We start from the raw sequence: 14016 nt of genomic DNA, 5'->3' as shown, positions 1-14016 counted from the left end.
CGAAGGCGCAGCAGTGGCCATCGCCGACCGCGACGAGGCGGCGACGACCGCGCTAGTCGCGGGGATCAATGCGTGGGGAGGCCGCGCGCTCGCCGTGATCGCCGATGTCAGCGATGAGGCCGATACGGCCCGCATTGCTAACGAGACGGTGCTAGCGTTTGGCGGGATTGACCTGCTCGTGAATAATGCTGGCATTCAGCAGCCGGGCACGATCGAAAGCACCACCCTGCAACTGTGGCAAGAGATTATTAACGTCAATCTGACCGGCGTCTTTTTAGTGTCGCGCTTTGTGATGCCGGAACTGCGCCGGCGCGGCGGCGGCGCGATTGTCAATGTGGCGTCGGTGTACGGCCTGCGCGCCGAAGCGGGTTGGGCCGCGTATGTAGCTTCCAAGGGCGGCGTGATTGCGCTGACGCGGGCGATGGCGCTTGATGGCGCGCCCGACGGGATTCGGGTCAACTGTGTCTGCCCCGGCTTGATCGATACCTCCCTGTTGCGCGCCAACGCGGCGCTGGTCAATGCCCAACGGCCTGACGAGGCCTTGCGGGCCTTTGCCCGCCGCGCGCCGCTAGGCCGGCTCGGCACTCCCGAAGAGGTGGCCGGGGTCATTTTGTGCCTGCTCAGCTCGGCCGCCGGCTATCTGACCGGGGCGGTGATTACTGCCGATGGCGGCATGGAAGCGCAGTTGTAGCGAGGAGGTGGACGATGATCACCGTCACCGTGCGGTTTTTTGCCGGGCATCGCGATATTGTCGGGAAGGCGACCGCGCAATATACCTTGGCTGAGGGCACAACGCTCGGCCAGTTGTGGGAGCAGTTGGTGACCGAGTATCCGCGGCTGGCCGGGTATACCGGACGGCTGCTGTTTGCCGTTAATCAGCAGTTTGGCCAGCCAGCCACGGTGCTGGCCGATGGCGATGAAGTCGCCTTCATCCCGCCGGTCAGCGGCGGGTGAGGTTTACCGCGGAAGCAACGACGTGCGCATCAATCCGTGTGCTGCGTCTCTGCGGTAACACAGGAGGTCTCAGGATGGTCGAACCATTTGTCATCACCACTGAACCGCTCGATCCGGCGCCGCTGGTTGCGGCGGTGCAAACGCCAGATGACGGCGCGGTGGTGACGTTTAGCGGCGTTGTGCGCAATCACTTCGGCGGGCGTCCGACAGCGTTTTTGGTCTACGAAGCCTACACCGAGATGGCAGTGCCGGTGTTGCGCCAGATCGCCGATGAGGCGCGGGCGCGCTGGCCGATCGGGAGGGTGTGCGTCCATCACCGGGTGGGCCGGCTAGAGATTGGCGAGACGGCGGTGCTGGTGGTGGTGGCGGCGCCGCACCGCGATGCAGCCTTTGCCGCCGCCGCCTACATCATGGATCGAATCAAAGAGATTGCGCCGATTTGGAAGCAGGAGCATTGGGCCGACGGTGCGGCTGAATGGCGCGAATAGGCGAGACGGCGATGCCAGAGTTACCTGAAGTCGAGACGGTGGCCCGTTCGCTGGAAGCGCAGTTGCTGGGCCGCACCATTATCGGGTTGGCGAAGCTGGATTGGCCGCGGATGCTGACCCCGCCGGCGCCGGATTTTGCCGCCTTGGTGTCAGGTCGCAGGATCGAAGCGATCGGGAGGCGGGCCAAGTGGCTGTTGCTGACGCTCGATGGCGGGTGGACGCTGGCAATCCATCTGCGCATGTCGGGCCATTTGCTGGTAGCTGAACCGGCAGCCGCTGATGCGCCGCATGTCCATTTTGCCCTCGATCTCGACAATGGCCGGCACTTGATCTTTGACGACCAGCGCAAGTTTGGCCGGGTGCATCTGCTCGATCCGCAGGGGTTGGCGATGCTTGACGCGGCCCATGGCCCTGAACCGCTGGCAGATGGCTTTACGCCAGCGGTGCTAGCCGAGCGGCTGCGCGACCGGCGCGCGCCGATCAAGGCGCTCTTGCTCGATCAGCGCCTAATTGCCGGCATTGGCAACATCTACGCCAACGAAGCGCTCTGGCTAGCCCGCATCCATCCGCTCACGCCGGGAGGGGCGTTGGCGGCGGAACAGATTGCGGCCTTGCACCACGCGATTCGGGTGGTGTTGGCCGCAGCGATTGACAATCAAGGCAGCTCATTGCGCAACTATCGGGATGGTTATGGTCGTCGCGGCAGCCAGCAAGAGCATTTTAACGTCTATGATCGCGAGGGCGAACCGTGCCCGCGTTGCCAGACGCCGGTTGAGCGGATGGTTGTCGCGCAGCGCAGTACCTATGTTTGTCCGCAATGCCAAGTGAGAGTAGGAAATTAATGCTCTTTCTTTAGAATGAGCTTGGCTGTTGTGCCGTTCAAGCGTTGTTAGAGAGGAACATCCGGTGCAAGAACCAATTTTGCTCGTCGAAGACGACCACATTCTGCAACTATCGCTCACTACGATGTTGCGGCGTGACGGCTATGCAGTTGATACTGCGCGCAATGTGACCGAGGCGCGACTAGCAATTTTGGCCCGCCGCCCGCGGATTATTTTGCTCGATCTCGGTTTGCCTGACGGCAGCGGCTTCGATATTTTAAATTGGATGTCGATGGAGCCAGATCGACCGTTGATTATTGTCACTACCGCCAATGATTCGCCCAAGGCTACCCTTGAGGCGTTATCGCTGGGAGCATTTGATTATCTCACGAAACCAATCAATCACGATACCTTGCGCCACACCTTACGGCGGGCCGTGAGCTATGACCAGCTCCGGTTGCAGGTGCGCGAATATGAACGGCTCAAAACTGAAGTAGACGAGGCGCGGATCACGGTGCGCGCAGTGGCTCATCATATCAGTCAGGCGTTGACCGTCATGATGGGGGAGGCGCAACTCGCGCGCGAAGAGGTGAATGACATGTCGTTGCGCGCCAGTCTTGATCGGATTGTGCGGATGACGGAAGAGGCGGCGCAGATGATTGCTACCTTACGCGCCGTGCGTCTCTTTGCGCCGCGTGAGAGCGGCATCGAGCCGCCGGCAGAGACGGCGCATGAGTAACGCGCAGTTGCGGCGCTGCGTTAGCGGTTTGTGGTCTGACACCTGAAGGGAGGAGCATGGATCAGCCCGATCTGAGCGCCTTGATTCCGCGTCTGCTATCGTTGAAGCTCTTGCCGCGCACTGGTTGGCTGCAACACGGCGTGCGCAATGTCGAGAGCGTTGCCGAGCATTCGTATGGCGTGGCGGTGCTTTGCCTGCTGATCGGCGATCAGATAGCGGGTATTGATCGGGGGAAGGTTTTAGCCATCGCGCTGTTGCATGATCTGGCCGAATCGCTGCTCGGCGATCTCCCTGCTTCGGCGACCCGCTTGTTGGGGAAAGAGGCGAAGCGCCGGGCCGAGCGGGATGGGCTAGAGAGCCTGATCGAGCATTTGCCCCGCGCTGCCGAATATCTCGCTCTGTGGGATGAATACGCTAATGGCGCCTCGCGCGAGGCGCGGCTGGTCAAAGCGCTTGATCTCCTTGAGCTGATGGCGCAGGCGCTCGCCTACGAGCGGGCCGGCGCGCGGGGTCTCGATTCGTTCTGGCCGGCCAACGATGATTGGGCAGCCGAGTTTCCGCCGGTTGAAGCGCTGGCTGCCCACCTGCGAGCCGAACGAGCGCGGCTGGGCTAATTCGCCCCTCGTATAGCGCTGTCTAGGTCTGCCCACAAATCATCAACATCCTCAATTCCCACGCTCAAGCGTAATAAGGTCGGCGGCAGGTGTTCTTGACCAGCAATGGCCGCTCTGCGCTCCATCGTTGACTCGACTGCGCCGAGGCTAGTGGCATGCCGGATGAGGCGGACGTTGCGGCAGACCGCATCAGCCACAGCAGCGTCGCCACGAACATCGAATGAGATAATCGTGCCGAAGCCTTTGAGCACGCGCTTGGCAACCTCGTGGGTCGAGTGCGAGGGCAGGCCGGGGTAGCGCACGCGGGTCACGAGCGGGTGCTTTTCCAGCCGTTGGGCCAATTCCAGCGCATTGCGCTGCGCTCGTTCGAGCCGGATGGCCAGTGTGCGCGCGCCGCGCACCGCCAAAAAAGCCTCTAGCGTACCGGGAGTAGCGCCGGCTAATGCCCGGGTATGGAGCAGTTGCCGCCAGAGCGTCTCGTCGCAGGTGGTGACGACTCCCGCCAGCAGATCAGAGTGGCCGCCAATAAACTTGGTGGCCGACTGCACCGACACCGTGGCGCCAAAGGCGAGCGGTTGCTGATTGAGCGGGGTTGCAAACGTGTTGTCAACCGCCACAATCGCGCCGGGTTTGCGCGGCGCAGCGCAGATCGCCGCTAGATCGGCGACCGTCAGCAGCGGATTTGACGGCGACTCCAGCCAGATCAGATCGGCTTCGGCGCACGCCTGCTGCCACGCGGCAGTGTCGGTCAGCGCAATGCGCCGTACCGACCAGCGTCCGCGGGCAGCGCCGGCCATGGCTAAACCGGCTACGCCTTGGTAGCAATCATCAGGGATGGCGACCAGCGCGCCGGCGGCAAGCTGGTCGAAGATCGCGGCTACGGCAGCCATCCCGGAAGCGAAGGCGACCGCGCGCCCGTCTTCAAGCCCACCCACGATCTCTTCGAGCGCTTCCCACGTTGGCGTCGAATCGGTGCGTGAATACGAACGTCCTTGCCCAAGAATGAAATTGGAGGCCGGGATTGGCGGCACATTGAGCGGCGCGCCGGGTTCGGCGGAACGTCCGGCAGCGACGAGCCACGATTCGAGTTTGAGGCTGGAAGGATATTTCTGCATGGTATATCTGCCTTTCTGCCAGCGAGTGCTTTGGCGTGCCGGCTATTATCACACCGGTGATCGGCTGTGTCAAACGTTGTGCGTGGAGCAGTTGCTCCAACTCCGGCAAAATCGGCTATTATTACAGAAAGACACCGCCATCACTATCACCCCGTCCTCGCGTATGGTTGAGGAGTCCGGCGTGCAGATCGTCATTAATGGCAGCTTTTGGCCCCAGCCGTCAGTAGGCATTGGCCAATACCTGCATAATTTGTTGCCATGGTTGCCCCGCCTTGCCCCGCAGCACCGCTACGCCATGCTGCTGCCGGCTGGCGCAGCGGTGCCGGCGGCGCCGGTTGGGATCGAGACCATCACGGTCAAGATTGGCGGCCCCCGCCAAATCGCGAAAGTGATCTTCGAGCAGATTGCCGTGCCGGCCATTGCCGCGCGGCTGGCGTGCAACGGCGAGCCAACCGTGATCTTTGTGCCGTACTTTGCGCCGCCGTTGCGGTCGCGGTTGCCGGTGGTGACAACGATTGGCGATCTGATCCCGCTCCTGTTACCGGCCTATCGTGGCAGTTGGCTGGTGCGCGCCTATATGGCGCTAGCCCGCCGCGCGGCGCTGCGCAGTACGCATGTCATGACCTTCTCGAACTTTAGCCGCAGCGCCATTCTCAACTATCTGGGCTTGCCGCCGGAACGAGTCACCGTTGCGTATCTCGCTGCCGGCGAGCAGTACCATCCGGCGGCGGATCGGGCGGCAGCGCAGGCGTTAGTAGCTGCCCGGTATGGCGTCCACCCGCCCTTTATCTACTACGTCGGCGGGCTTGATGAGCGTAAAAATCTGCCCACCCTGCTGCGGGCATTCGCGCTGGTGCGGAATCGGCATCAGCGAGTTACGTTAGCGATCGCTGGCCGGGCGCTAGGGCGTGATCCGCGCCTCTTCCCCGACATTGACGCGCTGATTGCCGATCTCGATCTGGGTGCGGCAGTGCGCCGGATCGACGTACCGGTGGCAGATGGGCCACTGCTGTATCAGGCCTGCACCATCTTTGCCTATCCGTCGCGCTATGAGGGGTTTGGCTTGCCGCCGCTGGAAGCGATGGCGTGCGGTGCGCCGGTGATCGTTAGCGATGCGAGTTCGCTGCCGGAAGTCACCGGGGCAGCGGCGATCCGGATCGCGCCAGACGACATTGCCGGTTGGGCGACGGCGATCAACCGGTTGCTGGAAGATGAAGCGTTACGAGACGATCTCAGCGCACGCGGGTTGGCGCGGGCAGCCAGTTTTTCGTACCGGCGCACGGCGGAGACCACATTGGCAGTGCTTGAACAAGTAGCAGGCGAGCGTGCGCATTTACGGAAGGCAGTGCGATAACCAGCATGCCAGCCGCTCGCGCGGTTCGGGTAGAGACGGCCCGGCGGGCCGTCTCTATGAATAAACAGGCTATTTCTATGGTTACATCATCATTACCAATTGATCAAATCCTCTTGGGTGATTGCCTAACTATGTTGGCGCAACTTCCCGCGCAATCAGTCGATCTGATTTTTGCCGATCCACCCTACAACTTGCAATTGCGCAACGAGTTACGCCGGCCTAATCAGACGATTGTTGATGGGGTGGATGATGCATGGGATAAGTTTAGCGATTTCCAAGCCTACGATGCGTTTACGCGGGCATGGCTCAGCGAGTGCCGGCGGGTCTTAAAAGCGAGCGGCACGATCTGGGTGATCGGCTCGTACCACAACATCTTTCGGGTTGGGGCAATAATGATGGATCTCGGCTTTTGGATTTTGAATGACGTGATCTGGCACAAGACCAACCCGATGCCCAACTTTCGCGGCGCCCGCTTTCAGAACGCCACCGAGACGCTCATCTGGGCCAAAACCTCAGCCGATCAGAAGACCTACACCTTCAACTATCACGCCATGAAGCATCTGAACGATGACAAACAGATGCAAAACGTCTGGCGCATTCCGATCTGCACTGGCGCAGAACGAATCAAGCTGAACGGCCAGAAAGCGCATTCAACCCAAAAACCGGAAGCGTTGCTCTACCGGGTGATCTTGGCTTCATCGCAGCCGGGTGACGTGGTGCTCGATCCATTTTTCGGCTCCGGCACGACCGGGGCAGTGGCGAAAAAGCTGGGCCGGCACTTTATCGGCATTGAGCAAGACCCGGCGTATGTTGCGATTGCGCGCGAGCGGATCAATGCCATTCCCGCACCAGCGAGCGCGGCGCTGCTGATGACACCCTCGCGCCGGGAGGCGCCGCGGGTAGCGTTTGGCGAGCTGGTGGCCGCCGGTTATGTGCAGGTTGGTGAGCAGCTTTATTCGCGGGATCGGGCAGTGGTAGCGGTTGTCAAAGCTGATGGCCATGTGGTGTGGAACGGGGTCAGCGGGTCGATCCATGCCATCGCGGCCAGAGCGCAGGGGAAACCGGCGTATAACGGGTGGGAATATTGGTATGTTGAAGACGATGCTGGCCGGTTGGCCAGCATCGACGAATTGCGGGAACGGTACCGGGCGGAACGGTTGGGGTAATTCATCATGTAGCGACGCACGGCCGTGCGTCGCTACAATAATAACGATAATGAAAATGAATTACACATCACCGCGCGGTGGCCGGCGCGATCGGCGTATTCGGTTCGATCCCGCGCAACGCCGCCCCGATCAAATCACGGTTGAGCTGGGCAATCATTTCGAGGCTGATCTCCTTGGGGCAGACAGCGGCACATTCACCGATATTGGTGCAGTTGCCGAAACCCTCGAAATCGGCTTGCGCCACCATATTGACCACGCGCTGGTAGCGTTCGGGTTGGCCCTGCGGCAAGAGAGCAAGGTGCGTCACCTTCGCGGCGGTGAAGAGCATTGCCGAGCCATTGGGGCAGGCAGCCACGCACGCGCCGCACCCAATGCAGGCCGCTGCGTCCATCGCCCGATCGGCAGCGGTCTTTGACACCGGAATGGTATTGGCGTCAGGTGCCGAGCCGGTGCTGACGCTGATGTAACCGCCGGCTTGAATGATGCGATCGAAGGCGCTGCGATCAACCACCAAATCCTTGAGGATCGGGAACGCCGCTGCGCGCCACGGCTCAACCGTAATCGTATCGCCGTCGTTGAAGCTGCGCATGTGCAACTGGCAGGTGGTAATGGCATTCTTGGGGCCGTGGGCAATGCCATTAATCATCAGCGAGCACATACCGCAGATGCCTTCGCGGCAATCGTGATCAAACGCCACCGGCTCTTCACCCCGCGACATCAGCTCCTCGTTCAGCACGTCAAGCATCTCGAGGAACGACATATCAGGGTTGACCTTATCCATCACATACGTCTTGAACTCACCGGGGGTCGAGCGGTTCTTCTGCCGCCAGATCTTGAGCGTGATCTTCATCGTCTTCATAGCGTATCTCCAGCCGCCGGCTGGCTTCCCAACCGGCGGCAGATAGGCTTACTTATAGCTGCGCTGGCTCGGCTTGACGTACTCAAAGACCAACGGCTCTTTGTGCAAGCGCGGCTTAGCCAAATCGCCGGTGAACTCCCACGCCGCCACATACGCGAACTGCTCGTCGTTGCGCAGCGCCTCGCCATCGGGCGTCTGGTACTCCTCGCGGAAGTGGCCGCCGCACGACTCCTCGCGGTGGAGGGCATCGAGGCACATCAGCTCGGCCAATTCGAGGAAATCGGCCACGCGGCCAGCCTTCTCGAGCGCCTGATTGAGATCGCCGGCCTCGCCGGGCACATTGACATTTTCCCAGAACTCGGCGCGGATCTCAGGGATGCGGCGCAAGGCTTCGCGCAGACCGGCAGCGTTGCGCGCCATCCCGCACTTATCCCACATCAGCTTGCCCAATTCGCGGTGGAACGAATCGACCGTACGCTTGCCGCGAATGCTGAGCAGGCGATTGATGCGCTGGTTAATCTCGACTTCAGCGGCGGCGAACTCAGGCCGTTCAATGCTCAGGCCGCCGGGTTTGACTTGGGCGAGGAAGTTGGCAATGGTGTAGGGCAAGATGAAATAGCCATCGGCCAGCCCTTGCATCAAAGCCGATGCACCGAGACGGTTGGCGCCGTGATCCGAGAAATTGGCCTCGCCGATCACGAACAAGCCGGGGATGGTGCTCTGCAAGTTGTAGTCAACCCACAACCCACCCATCGTATAGTGAACGGCGGGATAGATGCGCATCGGCGTTTCATACGGATCTTCGCCGGTAATCTGCTTGTACATATCAAACAGATTGCCGTAGCGCTCGGCGATCTTCTGGCGGCCAAGGCGCTTAATCGCGTCGGAAAAGTCGAGGTAGACCCCCAACCCGCCGGGGCCGACGCCACGGCCCTCATCGCAGACCTGCTTGGCTGCGCGGGAGGCGATGTCGCGCGGCACCAGATTACCGAAGCTGGGGTAACGCTCTTCGAGATAATAATCGCGCTCAGATTCGGGAATATCTTGCGGGCGGCGCGGATCGCCCTTCTTCTTGGGCACCCAAATCCGGCCATCATTGCGCAACGACTCCGACATCAGGGTCAGCTTGCTCTGATAATCGCCGCTGACCGGGATGCAGGTCGGGTGGATCTGGGTATAGCAGGGGTTGCCGAAGAACGCGCCGCGGCGATGGGCGCGCCAGATCGCAGTGGCGTTGCAGCCCTTGGCGTTGGTGCTGAGGTAGAAGACGTTGCCGTAACCGCCGGTGGCCAGCACCACCGCATCGGCGACATAGCGCGACACCTTGCCAGTCACCATATCGCGGGTGATAATCCCGCGGGCGCGGCCATCAACCACGACGAGATCGAGCATCTCGGTGCGCGGGAACATCTTGACCGTGCCGGCGGCAATCTGGCGGCTGAGGGCCTGATAGGCGCCGAGCAGCAATTGCTGGCCGGTCTGGCCGCGAGCGTAGAAGGTGCGGGCCACTTGCGCGCCGCCGAACGAACGGTTATCAAGCAGACCGCCGTACTCGCGGGCGAAGGGCACGCCTTGAGCGACGCACTGGTCGATAATATTGACCGAGACCTGTGCAAGGCGATAGACATTGCTCTCGCGGGCGCGGAAGTCGCCTCCCTTGACCGTATCGAAGAAGAGGCGATAGATGCTATCGCCGTCGTTGCGATAATTCTTGGCCGCGTTGATGCCGCCTTGCGCTGCGATGCTGTGGGCGCGACGCGGGCTGTCTTGGTAGCAGAAGCAGAGCACGTTATAGCCAGCTTCACCGAGGGTTGCGGCGGCTGACGCGCCGGCAAGGCCGGAACCGACGACAATAATCGTGTACTTGCGGCGATTGGCTGGGTTGACCAACTTCATCTCGAAGCGATGCTTATCCCAGCGCTGCTCGATCGGCCCGCTTGGCGTTTTGGCGTCGAGCGCGCTCACGAACTCGACCTGCCGCGTCCCAGTGCGAACCGTCGTCTCATTCTTGATCTCGCTCATGCGGAATTCCTCGCTCTTCTAGCGTTGGGGCGGCCCGTTAGGCGACAAGGCCGAAATAGACCGCCAACGGGAAGGAGACGTTACCGATAAAGACGGCTGCCGCCACTAAAAGGGCCAAGCCGCGCAACAGCCGGTCGTAAGTGCGGTTATTCCAACCCAGCGTTTGGAACATGCTCCAGACGCCGTGGTAGAGGTGCAAGCCAAGGAAGACCATCGTCAGCAAGTAGAACCCGACGACAAAGGGGTTCTGGAACCCGTACACCACATTGCTGTAGGTCTCGTAAGTGTCGCCGTGGGGATGGATAAATTGACCCGGCTCGTAGCCAACGACGCCAAAGGTCAGGTGCAAAATGTGGTACACGATGAAGAGGAAGATCAACACGCCGCCAAAGCGCATCGTATAATCGGCATAGCCAGATTGGCGCTTGTGCTGGCCATAGCGGCGCACGGTGGAAATGCTGCTGGCGCGCAGGCTGCGTTGGCTTTGCAAGGTCAGGCTGGTGGCTGCCCAAATGTGCAGAAAGACTGACGCGATCAAGACAAAGCGCGCGACCCAGAGCAGGTGTTCATGGCCGAAGATGGGGTAGCCGAGTTCGCGCAAGCCAGCGGCATACGCATTGTAAACCTCAGGCCCTTGATACATCTTGAGATTGCCGTACATGTGAAACACGACGAAGCCGACCAAAACAAAGCCGGTCAGCGCCATAATCACCTTCTTGCCGACCGACGTGCGGGTGAGGGTGAGCACTCCTGTCATCGTTCCATCCTTCCCCAAACCAACATCTGCGCAACAAAAGATATGACAACCAACTGCCGGCGCATGCCGGCAGCAGTGAAATATCCGTGACTTGCCCCACAAAGTATTGTACCGCATCAGAATTATAACGGAATTACAATCAATTGTCTACCGAATTGCAACTGTGCGCTTATTCTTTGTGAATAAAGGCGCGAGGCATTAGGAAGCCATCCGGCTTGATTAGGCCATGGGTGTTCCTTCGCGAAGAGAACCTATTGATCTTGAATCAATAGCAAAAAGGTCTGTTACCGGCGGCGCGTTATGGCGCAATGGCAGGTAGGTGGCTAGAGGTGTTGGGCAGAGGGCGGGGTGATTGGCGGTCTATCAAAACCAAGAGCGGCGCACGGCCGTGCGCCGCTGCCGTGCCATTGGGTTGGCGCAAGCGGGTTATAAATCCAGCCGCACCTTGGCGCCGAAGTTCTTCTTTTCTTTGCTGGGGAAATACGACAGGCACGCCGCATCGAGCAGGTCGGGGCTAAGGGTCGGCGTTTCCATATTGTAGCGAGCGATCGCGATGAGCTGATCAAGAATATCGCGCGGCTGGCACATGCGGAATGGGCGTTGATCGGGCTTGAACCACTTCGCGATCAGATAATCGATACTGCGATCATCGTACGGCACCTTCCGCACCTTGCACATAATCTTCCAAATCTCGCGCCACTGCTCTTCGGTGGGGTCAATCACCTCAATCTTAAACTTAATCCGGCGCAAGAGGGCATCATCACCCAAATCCTTGGGGTCAAGGTTAGTGCTGAACATAATCAACTGGTCAAACGGAATCTGGATCTTTTGCCCAGAGACCGTATTGAGAAAGTCATACCGCTTTTCAAGCGGCACGATCCAGCGGTTGAGCAGGTCGAACACGCGCACCTGCTGGCGGCCAAAGTCGTCGATCAGGAAGATGCCGCAATTGGCCTTCATCTGGAACGGCGCTTCATAGACCTTTGAGGTCGGGTTGTAGACCAGATTAAGCTGTTCGAGCGTCAACTCACCGCCAACGATGACCACCGGGCGGCTAATCCGGATCCAGCGCCGGTCGTACTCGGTCTCTTCGGGCAGCGGGCGGCGGGGTGGTTCGTGAATAACCGAGTCATACATTTTTATCACCGCGCCATCGGCGTAGACGGCGTAGGGAATGAAAATGTCATCACCCATCAGATAGGTAATCCGCTCGGCGATGGTAGTCTTGCCATTACCGGGATAGCCAAAGAGCATCACCGACGAACCGGAATTGACGGCAGGGCCGACCATATTCAAGATCGACTCGTCCATGATCAGCCCTTCAAAGGCATCACGGATATTGCGACGGGTAACTTTGACATTCTTCACCGTCTGCGCCTTGACAGATTCAATCCATTTGTCGAGCGGCACTGGGCAGACGCCGACATATTGCACTTTTCCCATCGCCGCTTGGGCGGCGGTCTGGCCGCGCGGCGTCAAAACATATTCGTAGTTAATATCGCCAAACCCGCGCTGGCCGACAATATCGATCTGTTCGACATTGCGCAGATCGATGATAATCTGCTCGATCACGCGGTAAAACAGCCCCATCGACTCGGCCAATTCCATGCCGGTAGCACGGCCCTTGTTATAGAGAATGCGCAAAAATTGCTCGGTAAGAAACGTGCGGTTAAGGCCGGTCTCCTCAATCGTAGCTGGCTGCGGCGGCAAGAACGAATTGTTTGATTGGGGTCGGGCTTCATCATCGGAAGGCGGCGGGTCGCCGAGCATACGCAGTGTGGCCACATTCTCGCCGTTAGCGCGCGCCTCGCTAATCAAACGTTCGAGATCGGTCACGTGCATTTGCAAGTGCAGCAGCGCATCAATGTCATTTTTGGCTTGCGCCTCTTTCAGGCAGGCATAGACCGCGCGAGCGACCGTGTATTTGACGCCATCGATGTACAGATGGTGGCAATACTCTTGATTGCGCACGTAACAATCGCGGGGATGGCTCTTGCGGGCCAACATTTCTTCATACGAGCGTTGATCAAGTAAATATCGCATAGGTTTCCTTATCAATGGCGGCTATGAGGCGAGAGACTGTCATTGCGTAGGGAGAACGCAGTGCCGGCGCAACAGCGCATCGCTACCAAATATTGTACGTACCTAGCGAACCATTGTACTACCAGCGATCAATTTCTGGAGCGGATTTGCCCGATCACAACGCAAAAAACCGCTTGACGAGCAGCATGTTTCTTGCTACAATTAGAACACTTGTTCGACCTGTTCGAGAAAAAAGAGTTCATAAGACCGGTCATCACCGATCGGCGCCACGGGAAGAGCAGCGCGGCAGGGCAGGTCGCAACGTGACTATCACGAAAGGAGGGCTGGATGGCGACCACCAGTCGGGAATTGCAACCGGCGCGGCGCGTAGATGCGGCTGGTCGTATCGTCAAGGGGATAGTGACGGTGTTGGCGGTGGCGGCGCTAGTTGTCATTGTGGAAACTGTCGCCGAGTTTGGCCGTATCATGATCGATGATTGGCGGTATGGGCGGCCGCGCACTACCCATCTCACCGGCTATGCGGGCCTGCCGGCAGAGCGGGCCGGCCAGCCATCGCGCTTCATTGCGATGAATCTCGACCGGCAGGTGGTGATCGTTGCTTTGCCCGGCGGTGATCCGGCCCAAGCGCAGACGTGGCAAGGCCCCTATCTGTTTGGGTTACACGAAGATCTGACGCCTGTGGTATTATCATTAGAGGATACCGATGGTGACGGTCTTGCCGATCTGTTAGTCACCATCCACCACGAGCAACTGATCTATCTCAACCGTGATGGCACGTTTCGGCTGCCCACCCCGGAAGAGTGGCACCGGCTGGCGCAGGAGCGGAGCAAGTGAGCGCCTTTCCTCACCGTAAGCGGCCCCGGCAATTGGGTCAACCGCTCTTCCCAATCGAAGACCCAGTCACCGAGCGCGTACCGTCGCAGCCGCTGGCCGATCTGACCGCCGATCTCGACGCGGCGCTCGCCGATCGGCTCCAGTACGAGCGCGCACCTGAGGCGCTGCCCGGTCTGCGCGTGCCAGACGATGTGCGGTCAGTCTACGAGCGGGTTCAGCGGCCGGCGCGGGCGGCCAGCGCATCTCAACC

General features: G+C 60.0%; 14 protein-coding genes and 1 pseudogene. 10 read left to right on the top strand and 5 right to left on the bottom strand.

All coding sequences use genetic code 11. The features are described 5' to 3' along the window. The 6 genes from U9R81_RS08310 to U9R81_RS08285 all read left to right on the top strand — a co-directional run. On the top strand, nucleotides 1-691 hold a 691-nt coding region (locus tag U9R81_RS08310), incomplete at its 5' end, for an SDR family NAD(P)-dependent oxidoreductase (protein WP_322495018.1). A 14-nt stretch (nucleotides 692-705) separates the two neighbouring features. Next, nucleotides 706-954 carry a molybdopterin converting factor subunit 1 gene (moaD, locus tag U9R81_RS08305; protein WP_322495017.1) on the top strand — a complete coding sequence of 83 codons (249 nt, stop codon included), beginning with the start codon at nucleotides 706-708 and terminating at the stop codon, nucleotides 952-954. A 74-nt stretch (nucleotides 955-1028) separates the two neighbouring features. Further along, nucleotides 1029-1442, top strand: coding sequence for a molybdenum cofactor biosynthesis protein MoaE (locus U9R81_RS08300; RefSeq protein ID WP_322495016.1), 414 nt, complete (start codon nucleotides 1029-1031; stop codon nucleotides 1440-1442). 11 nt (nucleotides 1443-1453) lie between these two features. Beyond that, nucleotides 1454-2284, top strand: a complete 831-nt coding sequence (gene mutM / locus U9R81_RS08295; RefSeq protein WP_416180947.1) for a bifunctional DNA-formamidopyrimidine glycosylase/DNA-(apurinic or apyrimidinic site) lyase — start codon at nucleotides 1454-1456, stop codon at nucleotides 2282-2284. 64 nt (nucleotides 2285-2348) lie between these two features. Then, nucleotides 2349-3002 (top strand): response regulator, encoded by a 654-nt coding sequence (locus U9R81_RS08290; RefSeq protein WP_322495014.1) that lies wholly within the window; start codon nucleotides 2349-2351, stop codon nucleotides 3000-3002. A gap of 56 nt (nucleotides 3003-3058) precedes the next feature. After that, nucleotides 3059-3616: an HD domain-containing protein gene (locus tag U9R81_RS08285; protein WP_322495013.1), complete on the top strand. Its 558-nt coding sequence runs from the start codon at nucleotides 3059-3061 to the stop codon at nucleotides 3614-3616. Here U9R81_RS08285 and U9R81_RS08280 read toward each other — a convergent pair. Further along, nucleotides 3613-4731 carry a trans-sulfuration enzyme family protein gene (locus U9R81_RS08280; RefSeq protein ID WP_322495012.1) on the bottom strand — a complete coding sequence of 373 codons (1119 nt, stop codon included), beginning with the start codon at nucleotides 4729-4731 and terminating at the stop codon, nucleotides 3613-3615. The genes U9R81_RS08285 and U9R81_RS08280 overlap by 4 nt on opposite strands. 181 nt (nucleotides 4732-4912) lie before the next feature. Between U9R81_RS08280 and U9R81_RS08275 the strand changes: the two genes are divergently transcribed. Together U9R81_RS08275 and U9R81_RS08270 are read left to right on the top strand one after the other, a co-directional pair. Continuing rightward, on the top strand, nucleotides 4913-6085 hold the full coding sequence (locus tag U9R81_RS08275) for a glycosyltransferase family 1 protein (protein WP_322495011.1): 1173 nt from the start codon (nucleotides 4913-4915) through the stop codon (nucleotides 6083-6085). A 77-nt stretch (nucleotides 6086-6162) separates the two neighbouring features. Further along, on the top strand, nucleotides 6163-7251 hold the full coding sequence (locus U9R81_RS08270; RefSeq protein WP_322495010.1) for a site-specific DNA-methyltransferase: 1089 nt from the start codon (nucleotides 6163-6165) through the stop codon (nucleotides 7249-7251). A 67-nt stretch (nucleotides 7252-7318) separates the two neighbouring features. On the opposite strand, the gene U9R81_RS08265 is transcribed toward U9R81_RS08270, so the two are convergent. From U9R81_RS08265 to U9R81_RS08250, 4 genes are all read right to left on the bottom strand, one after another. Beyond that, a complete protein-coding gene (locus tag U9R81_RS08265) occupies nucleotides 7319-8101 on the bottom strand; it encodes a succinate dehydrogenase/fumarate reductase iron-sulfur subunit (protein ID WP_416180946.1) in 783 nt (260 codons plus the stop codon). Nucleotides 8102-8158: 57 nt separating this feature from the next. Further along, on the bottom strand, nucleotides 8159-10132 hold the full coding sequence (locus U9R81_RS08260) for a fumarate reductase/succinate dehydrogenase flavoprotein subunit (RefSeq protein ID WP_322495008.1): 1974 nt from the start codon (nucleotides 10130-10132) through the stop codon (nucleotides 8159-8161). A gap of 37 nt (nucleotides 10133-10169) precedes the next feature. Continuing rightward, nucleotides 10170-10889, bottom strand: a complete 720-nt coding sequence (locus tag U9R81_RS08255) for a succinate dehydrogenase cytochrome b subunit (protein WP_322495007.1) — start codon at nucleotides 10887-10889, stop codon at nucleotides 10170-10172. Between the two features lie 426 nt (nucleotides 10890-11315). Next, nucleotides 11316-12932 (bottom strand): ATP-binding protein, encoded by a 1617-nt coding sequence (locus U9R81_RS08250; RefSeq protein ID WP_322495006.1) that lies wholly within the window; start codon nucleotides 12930-12932, stop codon nucleotides 11316-11318. Nucleotides 12933-13259: 327 nt separating this feature from the next. Here U9R81_RS08250 and U9R81_RS08245 point away from each other — a divergent pair, with 327 nt between their 5' ends. Further along, a complete protein-coding gene (locus U9R81_RS08245; RefSeq protein ID WP_322495005.1) occupies nucleotides 13260-13766 on the top strand; it encodes a hypothetical protein in 507 nt (168 codons plus the stop codon). After that, nucleotides 13763-14016 (top strand): annotated as a pseudogene (locus U9R81_RS08240) (hypothetical protein); the annotation flags it as partial. The gene U9R81_RS08245 and the pseudogene U9R81_RS08240, both read left to right, overlap by 4 nt.

Source organism: Chloroflexus sp., assembly GCF_034435895.1.
Lineage (GTDB): Bacteria > Chloroflexota > Chloroflexia > Chloroflexales > Chloroflexaceae > Chloroflexus.
The sequence above is the reverse complement of the archived record's forward strand: the minus strand, read 5'-3'. Positions and strand labels throughout refer to the sequence as shown.

Bases quoted from the DNA above. Each gene is read 5' to 3' on its own strand.
- moaD (WP_322495017.1), top strand. From the start codon at position 706: ATGATCACCGTCACCGTGCGGTTTTTTGCCGGGCATCGCGATATTGTC.
- U9R81_RS08250 (WP_322495006.1), bottom strand. From the start codon at position 12,932: ATGCGATATTTACTTGATCAACGCTCGTATGAAGAAATGTTGGCCCGC.
- U9R81_RS08260 (WP_322495008.1), bottom strand. From the start codon at position 10,132: ATGAGCGAGATCAAGAATGAGACGACGGTTCGCACTGGGACGCGGCAG.
- U9R81_RS08245 (WP_322495005.1), top strand. From the start codon at position 13,260: ATGGCGACCACCAGTCGGGAATTGCAACCGGCGCGGCGCGTAGATGCG.
- U9R81_RS08300 (WP_322495016.1), top strand. From the start codon at position 1,029: ATGGTCGAACCATTTGTCATCACCACTGAACCGCTCGATCCGGCGCCG.
- mutM (WP_416180947.1), top strand. From the start codon at position 1,454: ATGCCAGAGTTACCTGAAGTCGAGACGGTGGCCCGTTCGCTGGAAGCG.
- U9R81_RS08280 (WP_322495012.1), bottom strand. From the start codon at position 4,731: ATGCAGAAATATCCTTCCAGCCTCAAACTCGAATCGTGGCTCGTCGCT.
- U9R81_RS08255 (WP_322495007.1), bottom strand. From the start codon at position 10,889: ATGACAGGAGTGCTCACCCTCACCCGCACGTCGGTCGGCAAGAAGGTG.
- U9R81_RS08270 (WP_322495010.1), top strand. From the start codon at position 6,163: ATGGTTACATCATCATTACCAATTGATCAAATCCTCTTGGGTGATTGC.
- U9R81_RS08265 (WP_416180946.1), bottom strand. From the start codon at position 8,101: ATGAAGATCACGCTCAAGATCTGGCGGCAGAAGAACCGCTCGACCCCC.
- U9R81_RS08285 (WP_322495013.1), top strand. From the start codon at position 3,059: ATGGATCAGCCCGATCTGAGCGCCTTGATTCCGCGTCTGCTATCGTTG.